Here is a 16,654-nt window from a genome sequence, read left to right on the forward strand (position 1 = left end):
GGCCGTGTGCGGATGCGCCCCACCATCTGATCGTTTGGAATTGAGCTGTGTCGTCCACTGTGAAGTCGGAGCCGTCCGCCACCTCCGCCGGGTCACCGTCCGCCGGACCGCTCGCCCGCTGGCGCCCGAGGGCCGCCACCGCCTCCGTCTGGTACCTCCGGCTGCTGGCGCTGCTGAACGTGACCACCGTGCTGCTGGTGCCCTGGCGCAACCAGGTCTCCGAGCACAACGAGGGCGAGTACTTCACCCCGTACCTGATGACCTCCGGCCTGGCGGCCGCGGTGCTGTCGATCTTCCTCGCGGTGGCGATGCGGCGGCGCAAGCGGGCCGCGTGGATCTTCAACGCGGCGCTCGGCAGTGTCTTCGCCCTGCTGTACCTGGCCGCCATGGTGCTGCCCGGCGAGCGCTTCAACAAGCACCCGCTCAACTACTTCTCCACCGTCCTGACCTGCCTGTTCGTGCTGTCGCTGCTGATCGGGCGCAAGGAGTTCACCTCCAAGGGCGACCGCTCCAACCCGAAGACCGCGGCGGCCACGTTCGTCGGCGGGCTGTTCTTCGGCGGCGCGGTGGGTGCGCTGCTGGTCTGGCTGACCAACGAGCTGGACGGCGCCGGCTGGTGGGACCTCTTCCGCTACTCGGTCGGCCGGATGATCACCATCACCCCGACGGAGCACCTGCGTTCCGTGATCGCCGCCCCGACCTGGGTGAACGCGGCGATCAACGCGATGGGCGCGGTGCTGTTCCTGCTGGTGCTGTACGTGGCCTTCCGCAGCCCCCGCGGCAAGGAGCTGCTCAACCCCGAGGACGAGGCGAAGCTGCGCGGCCTGCTGGACAAGCAGGGCGAGCGGGACTCGCTGGGGTACTTCGCGCTGCGTCGGGACAAGGCGGTGGTCTTCTCGCCCAGTGGCAAGGCGGCGGTGACCTACCGGGTGATCGGCGGGGTGTCACTGGCCTCGGGCGATCCGATCGGGGACCCGGAGGCCTGGCCGGGCGCGATCGAGGCCTGGCTGTCCGAGGCCCGCGAGCACGCCTGGGCGCCGGCCGTGATGGGCGCCTCCGAGGAGGCCGGGGTGATCTACGCCCGGCACGGGCTGGACGCGCTGGAGCTGGGCGACGAGGCGATCGTCGAGCTGGACGAGTTCTCGCTGGACGGCCGCGCGATGCGGGTGGTCCGGCAGGCCTACAACCGGGTCAAGCGGGCCGGGTACACGGTGCGGATCCGCCGCCACGAGTCCATCTCCGAGGAGGAGATGGCCGCGCTGGTGGCCAAGGCCGACGAGTGGCGCGACGGGGCGACCGAGCGCGGCTTCTCGATGGCGCTGGGCCGGCTCGGCGACCCGGGCGACGGCCGCTGCGTGATGCTGGAGTGCAGCGACGGTGACGGCGAGCTCCGGGCGCTGCTGAGCTTCGTGCCGTGGGGCCCGGACGGGCTGTCGCTGGACCTGATGCGCCGGGCCCGGGACACCGAGAACGGCCTGATGGAGTTCATGGTGATCGAGCTGCTGCAGCGCGCCGAGGAGGTCGGGCTGAAGCGGGTCTCGCTGAACTTCGCGATGTTCCGCTCGGTCTTCGAGCGCGGTTCGCGTCTGGGCGCCGGACCGGTGCTGCGGCTGTGGCGCTCGGTCCTCGGGTTCTTCTCCCGCTGGTGGCAGATCGAGTCGCTGTACCGCGCGAACGCCAAGTACCGGCCGATCTGGGAGCCGCGCTACCTGCTCTTCGAGAAGAGCAGCGAGATCCCCCGGATCGGCATCGCCAGCGCCCGCGCCGAGGGATTCATCGTCGCGCCGAGCCTGCCCGCACTGTTCCGTCGCCGGCACGCCAGGCCCGCCGTGGTGGCACCCCGGGCGCCGGTGGCGGCACGGGACGGGCAGGGGTAGCCCTCCGTCGGGGGGCGGAGGGGGGCCGGGGCTCCGGGGGCGTAGAGCGCCATCGGTCGTAAGGGGGGTCCGGAGGGGGGATTCGTCTCCCTCCTGAGGATGACGTAACTCCCCATCCATGCCGATGTGGATTTGTTAACAGGCTTCTAATGTTGGAGTAGCTGACAAGTTCGGGGATTCGGGAGAAACGGTTGTGATTCACAGGACCCACGCGGGGGGCGTGCGAAAGGGGCCGCTGGCGCTTGCCAGAAAGGCCGCTGTCGCCGAGTGGGGAACGTTGTACCTGACGGTCCGGGGTGCGGTGGCGCGCAAGAAGTTCGCCGCGTTCCCGCTGGCCACGGTGGCGACGTTTCTGATCCTGCTGTTCAGCATCGTCCAGCACCTGCCGGGCGGTGAACGCTTCGTGAGCCACATCGGGGTGGTGCGGGCCTCGCTGCCGCTGGAGGTCTCGCTGCTGCGGACCCCGCTGTCGTTGTACGTGCCGGCCCTGGACCTGCCGGTCTGGGGGGCGCTGGCCCAGGTGTTCGTGGTCTTCGCGATCGCCGAGGTCGTGCTCGGCCGGCGGATGACCCTGGTGGTCGCCTACGCGTGCACCCTGACGGGCACGCTGTTCGCCCGGGTCGGCGTGGCGATCGGGCCGGGCCACCTGTTCGGCTTCCCGAAGTGGGTCGCCTACGTGCGGGACACCGGGCCGTCGGCCGCGGTGGTGGCGCTGGCGATCTGCATCGCGTTCCGCACCCGGTCCTGGTTCACCGCCACCCTGGTCGTGGTGCTGATGGTCGGCGAGGCGGTCGTGCTGCCGAACCTGGCCGGCCTGGAGCACGTGGTCGCGGTGATCACCGCGCTGCTGATCGCCGTCGCGGTCGAGGTCTTCGGGGACTTCTGGCCGCGGGTGCTGGCCGGGGTCGGCGCCGCCACCTCGGTGGCCACCACCACCTCCCGGGAGGTCGCGGCGGAGGCCCGGCGCCGCCCGGCGGGCGCGGTCATTCCCTGAGGGACGTTCCACCCGGCCGGTCGGCCGCGTACGGGCGACTGCTCCGCAGTCCGCCCGTGCGCGGCCGTCAGGCGTGCGGGAGGGGCAGCTCGAACCAGACGACCTTCCCCACCGCCTTGCGGGCGGTGCCCCAGTGTTCGGCGAGCTTGGTCACCAGGGTGAGGCCGCGGCCGGTCTCGCCGAGCTGCTCGGCCGGCTCCAGCGACGGCAGGTTGTGGTTGTCGTCGCTGACCTCGACCAGCAGCTTGTCCACCCGGATCAGCTGGAGCTGCACCCGGTCCCGGGCGACCCGGACGGCGTTCGTGACCAGCTCGCTGACCAGCAGCTCGGTGGTGTCGCTGAGCGCCTCCAGGTGCCAGGACGCCAGCTGCTCGCGGACCAGCGAACGGGCCCGGCGGACCTCGCGCTGGTCCACGGTGAGGTCCCAGGTCGCCACCTCGGACGGGGCGACCCCGTCGAAGCGGGCCACCAACAGGGCGACGTCGTCCTTGCGGTCGTCCGAGTGCAGCCGCCGCAGCACCTCGTCGCAGGCCTGCTCGGGGCTCTGCTGCGGGTCGATCAGGTTGCCGCACAGCGCCGCCAGGCCCGCCCCTATGTCCCCGCCCCGGACCTCGACCAGACCGTCGGTGCACAGCACCAGCATCGAGCCGTCCGAGACGTCGATGGTCTTGGCGACGAACGGCACCCCGCCGACGCCGATCGGCGCGCCGGCCGGGATCTCCAGCAGTTCGCCGGTGCCGTCCGGGTGCACCAGGACCGGCGGGACATGGCCGGCGCTGGCCAGCTCGCAGGTCCGGTTGATCGGGTCGTAGACCGCGTACAGGCAGGTGGCGAGGTGGTCGTCGCCGAGCTTCTGGGCCAGGTTGTCCAGGTGCCGCAGCAGCTGTCCGGGCGGCAGGTCCAGGGCGGCCAGGGTCTGCATCGCGGTGCGGAAGCGGCCCATCGCGGCGGCCGAGTGGATGCCGTGGCCCATGACGTCGCCGACCACCAGGGCGACCCGGCTGCCGGGCAGCTGGATCGCGTCGAACCAGTCGCCGCCGACCTCGGCCTTCGGGTCGCCGGGCAGGTAGCGGTGGGCGATCTGCACGCCGGGGATCTGCGGCGGGCGGGTCGGGATCATCGAGCGCTGCAGGGTGGTGGCGACCCGCGCCTCGGCGCGGTGCAGCCGGGCGTTGTCCAGCGACAGGGCGGCCCGTACCGCCAGCTCCTTGAGGGTGGCGGCGTCGCTCTCGTCGAAGGGGGCGCGGTCCGGCAGCCGGAGCAGTTTGAGGATGCCCAGTACGGTGCCCCGGGCGGACAGCGGTACCACCAGCATCGAGCGGCCGGAGACGACCGGGGCCAGCCGGGCGCCGCCGAGCGCGATCGCGTAGTCCACCGCGACGTCGGCACTGACCACCGGCACCAGCACCGGCTGGTTGAGCTGCAGGGCTAGCCCGGGCGGGGTCCGGCGCGGCATGCTGACCAGCGAGCCCTCGGAGAGCACGTGGTCCCAGGCGCCGCCGGTCTGGTTGAAGACCAGCGCGACCCGGCGCAGCAGCGTGTCGTCGTCGGGGCGGGAGACCGGCAGCTCGGAGTCCGAGATCAGGCCGTCCACGAGGTCCACGCAGGCGAAGTCGGCGACCCGGGGGACCAGCACCTGGCACAGCTCGTGGGCGGTGAAGCCGAGGTCCAGGGTGGTGCCGACCTTGCCGCCGACCTCGTTCAGCAGGGCCAGCTGCTCACCGGCCTGGCCGTTGGTGAGGAACGGGCCCAGTCGGCCGCTCGGCAGGCCCTCGGCCGGTGGGGCGTGGCCGGCGGGGCGGGGCGGGAGGCCGTGGGCGGACGGCTCGACGGCGTCCTGCTGCTCGATGGTGGCTCCTCCTCCGGTGGGCGACTGGACGGGCGGGCGGCCGGTTCTGGTGGCGCCGTGCTCGGCCGGTTCGCGGGGCGCGGGCTCGCGCTGGGCTGCTTCCCGCTGGGCCGCTTCCCGCTGGGCGGGCAGTGGGCCCGGGGGACGGCGGCCGGGCGTGGACTGGTCGGCCTGCGGTGGCGGCCCGAGCCGGGCGGCGCGCTGCTGCGGGGTCGGGTAGCGGCGGCCCAGGCCGGCGGCCGCGTGGGCGGTGCCGTGCTGCGGATCGGCGGGCAGCACCGGCAGAGCGGTGGTCGCGTCCAGCCGCAGGGCGGGCAGCCCGCCCACGGCCACCGCCTCCCGCAGCGGACCCCGGTGGGCGGCGGGCAGCAGCCGGGCCAGCGGCTCGGGAAGCTCGGCGGCGGGTGCGGTGAGCGCGGCCGTCAGCCCGTGGAAGCCACCCCGGGCGCCGGGCGCGGCGGCGAACGGCAGCAGGCGCTCGCCGAGCGCCAGCCGGGGCCCGGTGGCGCGCAGCGGGCGGGCGTCGGCGGCGAGGGCGAGCAGCCCGCCGACCGGGCCGGGTAGCGGGTAGGCCCACCAGAGCACGTCGCGCTGGTGCTCCTCGCGGTCGGTCACGGTCAGCCGGCCGGCCCAGGGGCGGCCGGCGGCGGTCAGCCCGGCCAGGGTGTCGAGGGCGTCGCAGCGCCGGCGCACCGCGCAGCGGCCGAGCACCCGGGACTCCAGGGCGGGCAGCAGGCCCGTGGCCGGGCGGTCGGTGACGGCCTCGGCGCGGTGCCCGAACAGTTCCTCGGCGGCCCGGCTCCACTGGGTGATCCGGCCGGTCCGGTCGACCAGGACGAGGGCGAGCCTGACCAGGGCGGCGACGCCGGTCGGATGGTCGCCCGGCGCGGTTTCGGCGCCCGCCGGAAGCGGTGTGGAGTTGGACTCGGCCACCATGGATTCGGTCTGCTCCCGCCTGGCCGCCACGCCTGGAGGCGGCCGATTCTCCGGAGGAGGGCACGCTGTGCGGATACCAGCGAAGCACGGACCGGGCCGGGCTCGACACCGAAACGGGGAGATTCGTCAGGATCGGTTGCGTGTCGTGCACCGCGCGCCGGTTCATACGCCTGCTTCACCCGGACGGGGGCGCGGAACGCGGCGGTAGGGTGGCAGGCCGGGCCGCCCGCGCGGCGGCCCCGCAGGACGCAGCCGGCCGGACGAGACAGAGGCGAGATCGTGACCGCGCAGAGCCCCGTTCGCTGGACGGACCCGGAGCAGCAGGAGCTGGAGGAGCGGGTCGCCGCCGCCGAACTGGCCTGGCTCAGCATGGACGTGGACGTCCAGACGCTGCGGGTCGAGATCGACAACTTCGCGCTGATCCACCACCAGCTGCTCGGCCCGCTCTACGCCCGGCTGGACGAGCTCGACGCGCTGGTCGCCGAGGCCGTCGCGGCCCGGACCGGCGACCCGGAGGACCGGCGGCGGGCCGCCGAGGCGCGGCAGCAGGTCGACGAGCTGCCCGACCTGGACGCGCTGTTCGACTCGGTGCGGTCGGTGCGGGAGGAGTCCGGTCGGGACGCGGACGAGGTCGCCCCGCCGCCGCCCGCCGCGCCGGCCCGGGTGCGGCCCGGGAAGGAGGCCCAGCGGATCTACCGCGAGCTGGTCCGCCGCGCCCACCCGGACCTGACCACCGACCGGGACGAGCAGCAGCGTCGGGCGGACTTCCTGATCCGGGTCAACGAGGCCTACGCGTACGGGGACACCGCCGCGCTGGCCGACCTGGCCGCCGAGTGGTCCACCGCACCGGAGGCCGCACCCGCCCTCGACTCCCCCGACCGGCTGGGCTGGCTGCGCCGCCGGCTGGAGTGGCTGACCGCCAAGATCACCGAGACCGCCACCGAGCAGGTCCGGCTGGAGCAGACCCCGATGGGCCAGCTGCTCGCCCTCGCCCCGCAGGACCCGGACCGCCTGCTGGAGCAGCTCGCCGAGGAACTGCTCGCGAAGGCCGCCGCGCAGCAGGCCGAGCTGGAGCGGCTGCTCGGGGCCCACCCGACCGTGCCGGTGGGCGAGAATGGCACCGATCCGAACCGAGCCCAGGAGAGCCACACGATGTTCGCGCAGATCCCCACCACCGACGCCGCCTCCGTACCCGCCGATGCCACCCTGCTGGACGTGCGCGAGCAGGACGAATGGGACGCCGGCCACGTGGACGGCGCGCTGCACATCCCGATCGGCGAGGTGATCGCCCGGATCGACGAGCTGCCGGACGCGAAGCTGTACGTGCTCTGCCGGGTCGGCGGCCGCTCCGCGCAGGTCGTCCAGTACCTGGTGCAGCAGGGCCGGGACGCGGTGAACGTGGACGGCGGGATGTACGCCTGGGAGAGCGCGGGCCGTCCGATGGTCGGCAGCGGCGGGCAGGCCGCCTTCGTCCTGTAGGCCGCGGCGCCCGCCCGGTGACGGGTAGGGCAGGATGGGCGCGCGACGCGCCGGTACCGGCCGGCGGCGCGCCGATCGGGCGGGGAGGCCATGACGGGGACCACCGACCGGGCCGCCCCCGGGAGGGCGTGGTCCGGGCCCGCGCAGCTCGTCCTCGGCCTGGCCGCCGCGGTGCTGGTGAGCGGCACCGGGCTGTTCCTCGCCGCGGTGTTCCTGCACGTCGCGCCGGACAACACGGTGTCCCGGCAGTACCGGGACGAGGTCGACGGGCTGGTCTACCCGGAGTTCGAGCAGAACTGGAAGCTGTTCGCGCCCAACCCGCTGCAGCAGAACGTCAGCGTGGACGCCCGGGTGCGCACCGTCGCCGACGGCGGCGCCACCCGGACCCACGACTGGACCGGGCTCACCGCCCGGGACCTCGCCGCGATACGGGACAACCCGGCGCCCAGCCACGTCGACCAGAACCTGCTGCGCCGCGCCTGGGACTTCTACGACGGCTCGCACGACCCGCAGGACGAGAAGCTCACCAACCCGCGCGGCAAGCTCGCCGAGCAGTACCTCAAGCGGATCGCGCTGCAGCGGATCGGCCGGGAGGCGGACGGCGAGCGCGTGCTGGAGATCCAGTTCCGGGTGACCTCGGCCACCGTCCCGCCGCCGACCTGGAGCGGTGAGGCCGCGCCGCCCGCGCCCAGGGTGCGGGAGCTGCCGTGGTGGCCGGTCGGGGACGAGGACTACCGGGGGTTGGGGTGAACGGGGCTTCGGAGCGGTCGGAGTCGGCGGAGCCGGTCGGGGCGGTCGGGCAGCGGCTGCCGGTGCGAGTGCCGCGGCAGGACGGTGCCAGGACGGACGTTCCCGGGCCGGTGGGTCCGGTGGGTCCGGTGGCGGCCTTCGGGCGGGCGGTGGAGGCGTTCACCGGGCGGGCGCTCGGACGGCACCAGGCCGCGGTGGTGCGGATCGGCTTCGGGCTGGTCTGGCTCGCCTACCTGCTGCGCGAGTGGCCCAACCGGCGGGTGCTGTACGGCGACCACTCGCCCTGGTCGATGGACCTCGCCCGGCGGTTGCTGGCCGACGACGGGGCGTTCACCGTGCTGCCCTGGTTCGACGGGCGGCTCTGGTTCGAGCTGGTCTACCACCTGGCCGTGCTGGCCGCCCTGGCGGTGCTGCTGGGCTGGCGGACCAGGGTGAGCAGCGTGCTGTTCCTGGTCACCGTGCTCTCGCTGCAGAACCGCGACGTCTTCCTCGGCGACGGCGGGGACAACATCGTCCACCTGATGGCCGTCTACCTGGTCTTCACCCGGTGCGCCGAGGTCTGGTCGCTGGACGCGCGCCGGGCCCGGACCAGGCGGGGCGGGGTGGTGCTCTGGGTGCTGCTCGGCGCGGTGCTGGCGGTCTGTCAGGCCGGCGACTTCTCCGGGGGCAGCCTGACCTGGAGCAGCCCGGCCTTCCCGTACCTGGGCTGGGCGCCGCTGTTCTGGGGGCTCTGGGCGGTGGCCGGGCTGTGGTGGACGCTCGGCCGGCTGCGACCGGAGGGCGAGCCGCGGGCGGTGCTCGACGCGCTGGCGAACATGGTGCACAACTGCGCGATGCTGGTGATCGTCACCGAGGTGGTGCTGGTCTACGCCACGGCGGGCTGGTACAAGGTGCAGGGCTCGCGCTGGCAGGACGGCACGGCGCTGTACTACCCGCTGCACCTGGACTACTTCACCCCCTGGCCGGGGCTGTCCGGGCTGCTCGGCTCGGCGCTGCTGCCGGTCTTCCTGATCTCCTACGGCACGGTGATCCTGCAGGTCGCCTTCCCGTTCACGCTGCTCGACCGGCGGGTCAAGAACGTGCTGCTGGCGGTGCTGATGGTCGAACACCTGGGCATCGCGGTGGTGCTCGGGCTGCCGGTGTTCTCGCTGGCGATGGTCGCGGCGGACGCGGTGTTCCTGCCGACCGGCGCCCTGCTGTGGGCGGCGGCGCGGCTCGGGCGGCTCCGGCAACGGCTGGTGGGGGCGCCCGGCGCCTAGGGTCTGTTCGCCGGGCAGACCCTAGGATGTCGGTATGTCCTGGTTCGCCGCCCTTCGTGACACCGCGCGGACCGGGCTCACCCTCGACCGGGCACTCACCGACCCCAAACGGGCCCTGCGCGGGGCCGTCGCCGTGGCGCTGGTGCTCTTCCCCACGCTCGCCCTCGGCGGGGTCGCCCTCGCCACCTCGGCCGCGATGGGCGCGTTCATCGCCGGCTCGGCCACCTTCCAGCGGAGCTTCCGGCCCCGCGCCAGCCTGGCCGTCGCGGCCGGGGTCGGCCTCGGGGCCAGCACCTTCCTCGGCTACCTGGCCGCCGGGGTGTACGGGCTGTTCCCGGTGCTGCTCGCGGTGTGGGCCTTCGGTGCGGGGCTCGCCTGGGCGATCGGACCGACCGCCGGAGTGGTCACCGCCAACACCCTCTCGGTGATGCTGATCGTGGTCCAACTCCCGGTCAGCGCCACCGCCGCGGTCGGCCACGGGCTGGTCGCCGCGCTCGGCGGGGTCGCCCAGGCCGCCGTCATCACCGTCTGGCCGATCGGCAGTTGGACCGCCCAGCGGGACGCCCTCGCCGACACCTACGCCGAACTCGCCGACTACGCGCGCCGGTTGAGGCAGGACCCGACCGCGCACGTGGACCCGGAACCGTTCATGACCGCACGGCACGCCTCCGCCGTGACCCCCTGGCAGGACCGCCACCGGCCGCCCGAACTGCGCGGCCTGCGCGGCATCGCCGAACGCATCCGGCCCACCCTCGCCGCGCTCGCCGACCCCAAGGTCGGCGCCCCCGAGGAGGGACCGGAACGCGACCGGGCCCGCGAGGTGCTGGCGGCCGCCGCCGAGGTGATGGACGCCCTCGCCCGGGCCGTCCGCAGCGGCGACCCCGTCCGGCTCCCCCGCTCGGCCCCCACCCTGACCCTGGTCCGGCCGGATGAGGGGACGCCGCTGCAGGGCGCGGCCCGGCGCTCCGCCCGACGCCTCGGCGGGCTGCTGCGCAAGGCCGCGGACACCCTGGACCGCAACGACGAGGACACCATCACCACGCCCGTGGTCGGCGCGGGCGGGGCCCTGCACAAGCCGTCGATCCCGCGGATGCTGCCGGTCGCGCTGCGGGCCGTCCGTCGGCAGCTGCGGCCGCGCTCGGCGATCTTCCAGCACGCCGTACGGCTGTCCGGAGTGGTCACCGTCGCCTACCTGCTGGCCCGGCTGGCCGGGTTCCACCACGGGTACTGGGCGCCGATGACCGCCGCGATGGTGATGCGGCCGGACTTCGCCCAGACCTACAGCCGGGGGGTCGCCCGGCTGGCCGGGACGGTCGTCGGGGTCGCGGTCTCGACGCTGGTGGTGCAGCTCGCCCACCCGGGGGAATGGGTGCTCGCCGCGCTGGCCGTCCTGTGCATCGGCGGGGCGTACCTGGCGTTCCGGACCGGGTACGCGCTGACGACGGTCGGGATCTCGACGTACGTGGTGTTCCTGCTCGGGCTGCAGGCCGGGAACCCGTTGCAGACGGCCTTCGAACGGGTCGGGCTCACCCTGCTCGGTGGGTCGCTGGCGCTGCTGACGTACGCGCTGTTCCCCACCTGGCAGACCGCCCGGCTCGGGGAGCGGCTCGCCGAGTGGCTGGCGGCGGCGGGGCGGTACGCGGCGGCGGTGGTCGCCTGCTACGAGCAGCCGGGGGCGCCGCGGGGGCGTACGGTGCGGTCCGCGCTGCTGGACTCGCGGGAGGCGCGGTCGGAGCTGCTCCAGGCCATGCAGCGGGCGGACGCCGAACCGGGGCGGCACGAGTCGGGACTGACCGGGGTGACCAGGCGCCAGATCGACCGGGCGCGGGCGGCGGTCGGGCACCTGGGGCGGGCGGCGGTGCTGCTGGAGGCGCACCTGCCGGCCGCCGACGCCGAGCCGGTGCCGGGGGCGGCGGAGTACGCGGAGGAGCTGCGGCTGGCGACGGCGCTGGCGGCGGGGGCGCTGTTGACGGGGCGGCCGGTGGAGTTCGGGGCGGTGCGGGGGGCGCAGGCGCGGTTGGAGGAGGGGTTGGTGGGGGCGGGGGTGCAGGGGGATGTGGTGAGGGCGGGGACTCGGTTGGTGGGGGTGGCTTTGCGGGATCTGGAGAGGGCTTTGCGGGGGAGTTCGGAGGAGCGGTAGGGGGGTGCTGCGGGGGGCTGTTGTGTGGGTGGGCTTTCGGGAGGGTGGGTGGTTCCGGGGGCGGTTCCGGGGGTGGGTGCTCCGGGGGCTGGGTGATTTTCGGACCGCCGACCCTCATCGCGCGGGGTGCTCGTCGTTGGCGGTCTGAAAATCACCCGTCACGCCCCTCTCCGCACCCACCCCCTCCACCGCCCCCTTCCGCAGCGCGTCCCTTTCGCCTGGGTGGGTGGGGTGAGGGGGGAGGTGGGGGGTGGGCGTGGGTGGGTGGCACCTACCCCTTCCGCAGTGCGTTCCTCTCGCCTGGGTGGGTGAGGGGAGGTGGGCGTGGGTGGGTGCGGGACGGGGAGGGGGTGAGGTGGGTTGGGGTGGGAGAGTGACCGGCATGGATGACGAGCTGGTGCGGGTGTGGCGGGTGGCCGAGCGGGAGCCGGGGGTGGTGCTGTTGGACGGGTTCCATCCGCTGAAGCACGCGTTGCGGTTCGGGGGCGAGGTGCGGCGGGTGCTGACGGCGGACCGGGGGGCGTTGCTGGCCCTGGCCGGTGAGCTGGCGCCGGATGTGGTGGCGGCGGTGGAGGCGTTGGCGGTGGAGGTCGAGGAGTCGCGGCTGCGGGTGCTGGCGCCCCGGCTGCATCCGACCGGGGTGGTCGCCTTGGCGGTGCGGCCGTCGGTGGCGGCCAACCGGGCGGTGCTGGCGGAGCGGCCGCGGCGGGCGCCGGTGGTGGTGCTGGAGAACCCGCGGAACCTGGGGAACGTCGGGGCGGTGATCCGGCTGGCGGCCGGGTTCGGGGCGACCGGGGTGGTGACCACGGGTGAGCTGGATCCCTGGCACCCGACGGTGCTGCGCGGGAGTGCGGGGCTGCACTTCGCGACCGCGGTGGAGCGGGTGGGTCTGCCGGAGCTGCCGGCCGGCCCGCTGTACGTGTTGGATCCGGAGGGGACGGACATCCGGGACCTGCCGTTTCCGGACGACGCGCTGCTGGCCTTCGGGACGGAGCGGCACGGGGTGTCGGCGGAGCTCAAGGCGCGGGCCGACCGGTTGGTGGCGGTGCCGATGCAGCCGGGGGTGTCCAGCTTCAACCTGGCGACGAGCGTGGCGATGGGGCTGTTCCACTGGATGTCGGGGCGGCGCTGAGGCGCGGCACCGGTGCCGCACCTCAGCGCCCTCAGGAGAAGAGGGCGCGCCAGGTGTCGGGGCCCGGGTAGCCGTCGGCCTCGCTGCCGCGCCAGCCCTGGGCGAGTTGGAAGGCCTGGGTGGCCTTGCGGTCGGCTTCGCCCCACCGGGGGCCGGGGCCGGTGGTGTAGGAGCCGCCGAAGCCCTTGCGGACCAGCTGTTCGCCGAGTTGGCGGACGTGGTCGTTGCTCTGGCCGGGGGCGAAGTACCGGGTGCCGGGGAAGGCCGGGGGGCCGGTGGGCGGCGGGGGCGGCAGGGGGGCGCCGGCGCCGATGTCGCGGCCCTTGTTGTTGACCAGGAAGTCCCAGGTGTCCTTGCCCGGGAGGCCGTCGGCCTCGCTGCCGCGCCAGCCCTGGGCGAGTTGGAAGGCCTGGGTGGCCTTGCGGTCGGCTTCGCCCCACCGGGGGCCGGGGCCGGTGGTGTAGAAGCGGGCGCCGCCGCGCTGGACCAGCATCTGGCCGAGCCTGGTGACGTACGCGTTGTCGGCGCCGGGGCCGAACTTGTCCGCGCCGGGGAAGGCGTTGCCGGAGGGGGCGCCGTCGCTGCTGCCGCCGGACAGGCCGGTGTAGCGGTAGGGGACGTAGGAGCCGGAGTTGTTCCAGTAGGCGTACGGGGTGGCGCGCTTCTTGGTGCCGGGGGAGGTCTGCTCGTAGGCGAGGTACCTGGTGCGGGAGGAGTCCGTCCAGCCGGCGAAGATCGTCACGTGCGAACCGGCCTGGGGGTTGGCCGCGTTGTTGTAGATCAGCACGTCGCCGGGCTGGAGGTCGTTCCGGTTGATCCGTTCGGCGAAGTTCGGCAGGGTCCAGGTGGTCTGGTTGCTGCCGAGGCCCCAGGCCATCGAGACGAAGCCGGAGCAGTCCTGGCGGTAGCCGTCCGACCAGTAGCGGCCCATGCTGTACGGCACGGCCTGGTCGACCCAGGCCTGGGCGCGCTGGACGATCCGGGCCCGGGTGACGGGCTGGGCGGCGAGCCGGGGGGCGGCGAAGGAGCGTGCGCCGGGGGCGTCGCCGCCGTAGAGGCCGCTGACCTCGCCCTGGGGGGTCCGCGGCGGCTGGCTGGTGTTGCTGCCGCCCGGGGTGGGGCCGGGCGCGGGGGCCGCGGCGGCGGTGCCGCCGCCGATCGCGGTGCCCACGGCGGCCATCAGGACGGCGGCCCGGCGGCGGACGGAGCGGGCCGCGGCATGGCCGCCCTCGTGGACCGGCGCGGCGTGCAGCCGGGCGCGGCGGCGGGCGTTGCAGCCCCCGCATATGCAGTCCTCGTCCGGGTCGACCTCGTCGAACTCCATCAGTGGGTCGGTGAGGGTCATGCTCCGCCTCTTTTCCTGCGGTCCTTCCTGGTCGACGCCTGACGGCGGGACAGGAACGGCCTTCCCGGGCCGACCGCGTGTTATGGGGACCAAAGTCCCAAAGCGGGCGGGGTGCGGCGCGGTGGATTGAGCCGGACGGGTGAGGGGCCTCTCCCGTCATTCGGCCGGGGGCGCCCCCAGGACCGCCCGGTCGGGTCGGTACGGACGCTGAGTCGACGTCAGCGCGGGTTGGCGGGCGAGTACTCGGGAGCGGTCCAGGTCAGCGGGGTGGCGTCGGCTAGCTCGCGGACGCCGGTGACGGCCAGTTCGACCATCCGCTCGGCGCCGGGGGCGGACTGCCGGGCCTCCTCGGACCAGTCGGTGCGGGCCTCGCCGGTGACCAGCAGCGCCCCGCCGGTCTCCCAGTCGGGCAGCAGCAGCCCGGCCCGCGGGTCCAGCTCCAGGTTCCCGAGAGTCAGGAACATGCTGTTGCCCCGGTACTCGGGCCAGCGCAGCCGGTCCGGTGCCACCGCCTCCAGGAAGCCGGGGAAGCCGCCGCGGTGCGAGGCGTCCACCCGGCCGTCCGGGCCGGTGGTGGCGATGAAGAAGGTGTCGGCGGTGCCCGCGGCCAGCCGCTGCGCGGTGGAGAGCACCGGTCCCGAGGCGACCGTGCGGGGCGCGCCGGCGGCCGGGCGGTCCAGCGGGGTGCGGCGCTGGATGTACTTGGGGCAGTTGGACACCACCTCCTCGGCGTGGACCACCAGCCCGCCCCGGCCGTCCGGGGCCGAGCGGCCGTTGAGCCGCATCCGGCGCCGACCGGCCGGGTCCAGGGCGATGGTGCCCAGCTGCGCCGGGCGGGCCAGCGCCTCGGCCAGCGGATCGGCCTCGGCCGGGCGGGTGGCGACCGTCATGGTGCGTTCGTCGGGGGCCCGCAGGAAGCCGGCCGGGCCGGACAGCTGGGTGGCCCAGACCCGGCCGTCCGGGTCGGCGGCGCCGACCACCAGCATCCGCCGCTCGGTGAGGAAGCGGGCGGCCACCGCCGGGACGGTGTCGCGGATCGAGCGGCCGGCGTGGTCGGCGCGGTCGGTCGCTCCGGCGCGGGCCTGGGCGGTCCGCTCGCCGGGGTGGTAGGGGGTGGCGGTGCTGGTCATGGTGTGGCCTTAGAAGAATCCGCAGGTGGGGGCGGAGGCGTGGGGGGCTTGGGCGGCGGTCTCGTCGACTCCGGTGCGGGTGTAGACCTCCAGGCGGATGCCGTCCGGGTCGCTGAAGAAGATGCCGCCGGAGGTGGAGCCCTCGGCGTGCGGGACGACACCGTCGTAGGCGAACTCGGCGCCCAGCCCGCGCAGCAGCTCCTCGGTGGCGCGGACCTCGTCGAGGGTCTCCACCTCGAAGGAGAGGTGGTGCAGGCCGGGGGTGGCGGTGGAGAAGGTGCCGGCGCTCTGCTGCCAGAGGGTGAGCACCAGGCGGCCGTCGCGGCCGAGCATGGCGAAGCGGCGCTCGGGGTCGGTGCCCTGGTGGGTGATCTGGAGACCGAGGACGGCGCGGTAGAAGTCGGTCGAGCGGCTCAGGTCGGTGACGTTCAGGCCCACGTGGCCGGTCTGCAGGGTGCGGAGCGCGGTGGTGCTGGACATGCCTGGTCACTCCCGGGGCTGGGGCTTCCGGCGAGGCTCTTGCCTAACCGGTGTTAATGAGATTAGAGGTTAGATGATGGAGCGTCAACCGGTATGTGGGCACGAAGGGGTTAGGTGAAGTGGGCGGGGGAAGGGGTCTGGGGAACGCGGGAGCCCCGCCGGACCGGTGGTCCGACGGGGCTCCTGGGGCTCGGGGAGGGGGTGGCGCTACGGCCATTCCCAGCGGATGCCGATGTGGCCCGGCTGCTGGTCCGGGGCCAGGACGTGGGCGCTCGCGGAGGCGCCGATCCACAGCTGCTCGCGGCGGTGGTCGACGTCGGCGCCGGGCTCGCGGTCGTAGCGCTCGCAGTGCACCGGGACGGCCGCCGGGTCGAAGTGCACCTGGAGCACGTACTCGCGCACCGTGGTGGCGAAGCGGCGGCTGTACTCCATGGTCGGGCCGCCCGGCGGGATCTCCACCTCGTACTCGAAGACCGTGCTGTCGCCGTGCCCGAGCGGGCGGTCCAGCATCAGCTCGGCGACGGTCAGCCCGACCTCCGGGCGGCGGCGGACCCGGCCGAGCCGGCCGTGCCGCACCGAGGTGATCTCCGGGCAGCCGGTGGCCTCCTCGTCGGCCTTGTGCACGACCAGGCAGCGGCCGACGCCGCCGACGGTCGCGCGCACCACCTGGCGCATCCGCAGCAGGTTGGCGCGCCGCTCGGCGTCCACGTAGTACGAGTCGTGGATGCTGAGCCGCTCCAGCTCCCCGGCCGGCGGGGCGTCCAGCTCGGCGAAGATCGAGGCGATCTCCTGCTCGCCCGGCCAGACGTCCTCCAGTCCGAGGTGGAGGGTGTTGGCGGCGGCGGCCCAGCGGCCGCGCGGGCGGGGCGGGCCGAGCAGCGAGGAGAGCGAGCTGTGCGGCAGGCCGAGCAGCTCCTCCAGCAGGTGGACGGCGCGCAGCGAGCTGGCCCGCTCGGGCTGGCTGCGGCCGCGGCGCCAGTAACTCAGCGTCGTGACGCTGACCCTGACGCCGCGTTGGGCCAGGGCGGCGCGGATCCGGTCCAGACTGAGGCCGCTGGCCTCGATCGCCAGGTGCAGGGCGTCTGCGAAGCCGCCGGCCGGTGCGGGGCGGCCGGCGGACGGCGCGGGGGTCGGCGGGGCGGGGTTCGTGGGGGGCGCCGGGGCGGGCGGGTCGAGACGCTCCGTACGCGATCCGACCAGCCGCAACCGCGCGGCGTCCTGAGGTTGCTGTGCGGCCATGCGGTGACCCTCCCCGCCAGGTGAGTGCGGTGGCGCCGGACCGG

At 74.5% G+C, this 16,654-nt stretch carries 12 protein-coding genes; 7 read left to right on the forward strand and 5 right to left on the reverse strand.

The features are described 5' to 3' along the window. The first annotated feature begins 47 nt into the window (after positions 1-47). The gene (locus ACZ7BZ_RS04185) at positions 48-1,877 is read left to right on the forward strand and encodes a phosphatidylglycerol lysyltransferase domain-containing protein (RefSeq protein ID WP_470357005.1); all 1,830 of its coding nucleotides are present in this window, start codon (positions 48-50) and stop codon (positions 1,875-1,877) included. A gap of 301 nt (positions 1,878-2,178) precedes the next feature. Next, positions 2,179-2,871, forward strand: coding sequence for a hypothetical protein (locus ACZ7BZ_RS04190; protein ID WP_470357006.1), 693 nt, complete (start codon positions 2,179-2,181; stop codon positions 2,869-2,871). A 67-nt stretch (positions 2,872-2,938) separates the two neighbouring features. Here ACZ7BZ_RS04190 and ACZ7BZ_RS04195 read toward each other — a convergent pair whose 3' ends face one another. Further along, the gene (locus ACZ7BZ_RS04195; RefSeq protein ID WP_470357007.1) at positions 2,939-5,656 is read right to left on the reverse strand and encodes an ATP-binding SpoIIE family protein phosphatase; all 2,718 of its coding nucleotides are present in this window, start codon (positions 5,654-5,656) and stop codon (positions 2,939-2,941) included. A 279-nt stretch (positions 5,657-5,935) separates the two neighbouring features. On the opposite strand from ACZ7BZ_RS04195, the gene ACZ7BZ_RS04200 reads away from it, so the two are divergent. The 5 genes from ACZ7BZ_RS04200 (at position 5,936) to ACZ7BZ_RS04220 (ending at position 12,416) form a co-directional block, all read left to right on the forward strand. Next, on the forward strand, positions 5,936-7,135 hold the full coding sequence (locus ACZ7BZ_RS04200; protein WP_380462258.1) for a rhodanese-like domain-containing protein: 1,200 nt from the start codon (positions 5,936-5,938) through the stop codon (positions 7,133-7,135). Positions 7,136-7,225: 90 nt separating this feature from the next. Then, the gene (locus tag ACZ7BZ_RS04205; RefSeq protein WP_470357008.1) at positions 7,226-7,885 is read left to right on the forward strand and encodes a DUF5819 family protein; all 660 of its coding nucleotides are present in this window, start codon (positions 7,226-7,228) and stop codon (positions 7,883-7,885) included. A gap of 110 nt (positions 7,886-7,995) precedes the next feature. Continuing rightward, entirely contained in the window at positions 7,996-9,144 is a 1,149-nt protein-coding gene (locus ACZ7BZ_RS04210) for an HTTM domain-containing protein (RefSeq protein WP_470357009.1), read from the forward strand. A gap of 34 nt (positions 9,145-9,178) precedes the next feature. Next, complete coding sequence (locus tag ACZ7BZ_RS04215; protein ID WP_470357010.1) at positions 9,179-11,284, forward strand: FUSC family protein; 2,106 nt, start codon at positions 9,179-9,181, stop codon at positions 11,282-11,284. Between the two features lie 382 nt (positions 11,285-11,666). Further along, positions 11,667-12,416, forward strand: coding sequence for a TrmH family RNA methyltransferase (locus ACZ7BZ_RS04220; protein WP_470357011.1), 750 nt, complete (start codon positions 11,667-11,669; stop codon positions 12,414-12,416). Positions 12,417-12,447: 31 nt separating this feature from the next. Here the strand turns inward: ACZ7BZ_RS04220 and ACZ7BZ_RS04225 are convergent, their stop codons facing one another. The 4 genes from ACZ7BZ_RS04225 to ACZ7BZ_RS04240 all read right to left on the reverse strand — a co-directional run bounded on the left by ACZ7BZ_RS04225 (position 12,448) and on the right by ACZ7BZ_RS04240 (position 16,610). After that, the gene (locus ACZ7BZ_RS04225) at positions 12,448-13,761 is read right to left on the reverse strand and encodes a peptidoglycan-binding protein (protein WP_470357012.1); all 1,314 of its coding nucleotides are present in this window, start codon (positions 13,759-13,761) and stop codon (positions 12,448-12,450) included. Between the two features lie 218 nt (positions 13,762-13,979). Then, a complete protein-coding gene (locus ACZ7BZ_RS04230) occupies positions 13,980-14,891 on the reverse strand; it encodes a pyridoxamine 5'-phosphate oxidase family protein (RefSeq protein ID WP_470357013.1) in 912 nt (303 codons plus the stop codon). A gap of 9 nt (positions 14,892-14,900) precedes the next feature. Further along, positions 14,901-15,371, reverse strand: coding sequence for a VOC family protein (locus ACZ7BZ_RS04235; RefSeq protein WP_470357014.1), 471 nt, complete (start codon positions 15,369-15,371; stop codon positions 14,901-14,903). Between the two features lie 207 nt (positions 15,372-15,578). Next, positions 15,579-16,610, reverse strand: a complete 1,032-nt coding sequence (locus tag ACZ7BZ_RS04240; RefSeq protein ID WP_470357015.1) for an XRE family transcriptional regulator — start codon at positions 16,608-16,610, stop codon at positions 15,579-15,581. Positions 16,611-16,654 lie beyond the last annotated feature (44 nt).

The organism is Kitasatospora sp. NPDC036934, assembly GCF_055608425.1.

Coding starts and splice junctions, on each gene's coding strand:
- ACZ7BZ_RS04235 (WP_470357014.1), bottom strand. CDS start 15,371: ATGTCCAGCACCACCGCGCTCCGCACCCTGCAGACCGGCCACGTGGGC.
- ACZ7BZ_RS04195 (WP_470357007.1), bottom strand. CDS start 5,656: ATGGTGGCCGAGTCCAACTCCACACCGCTTCCGGCGGGCGCCGAAACC.
- ACZ7BZ_RS04225 (WP_470357012.1), bottom strand. CDS start 13,761: ATGACCCTCACCGACCCACTGATGGAGTTCGACGAGGTCGACCCGGAC.
- ACZ7BZ_RS04220 (WP_470357011.1), top strand. CDS start 11,667: ATGGATGACGAGCTGGTGCGGGTGTGGCGGGTGGCCGAGCGGGAGCCG.
- ACZ7BZ_RS04230 (WP_470357013.1), bottom strand. CDS start 14,891: ATGACCAGCACCGCCACCCCCTACCACCCCGGCGAGCGGACCGCCCAG.
- ACZ7BZ_RS04215 (WP_470357010.1), top strand. CDS start 9,179: ATGTCCTGGTTCGCCGCCCTTCGTGACACCGCGCGGACCGGGCTCACC.
- ACZ7BZ_RS04205 (WP_470357008.1), top strand. CDS start 7,226: ATGACGGGGACCACCGACCGGGCCGCCCCCGGGAGGGCGTGGTCCGGG.
- ACZ7BZ_RS04240 (WP_470357015.1), bottom strand. CDS start 16,610: ATGGCCGCACAGCAACCTCAGGACGCCGCGCGGTTGCGGCTGGTCGGA.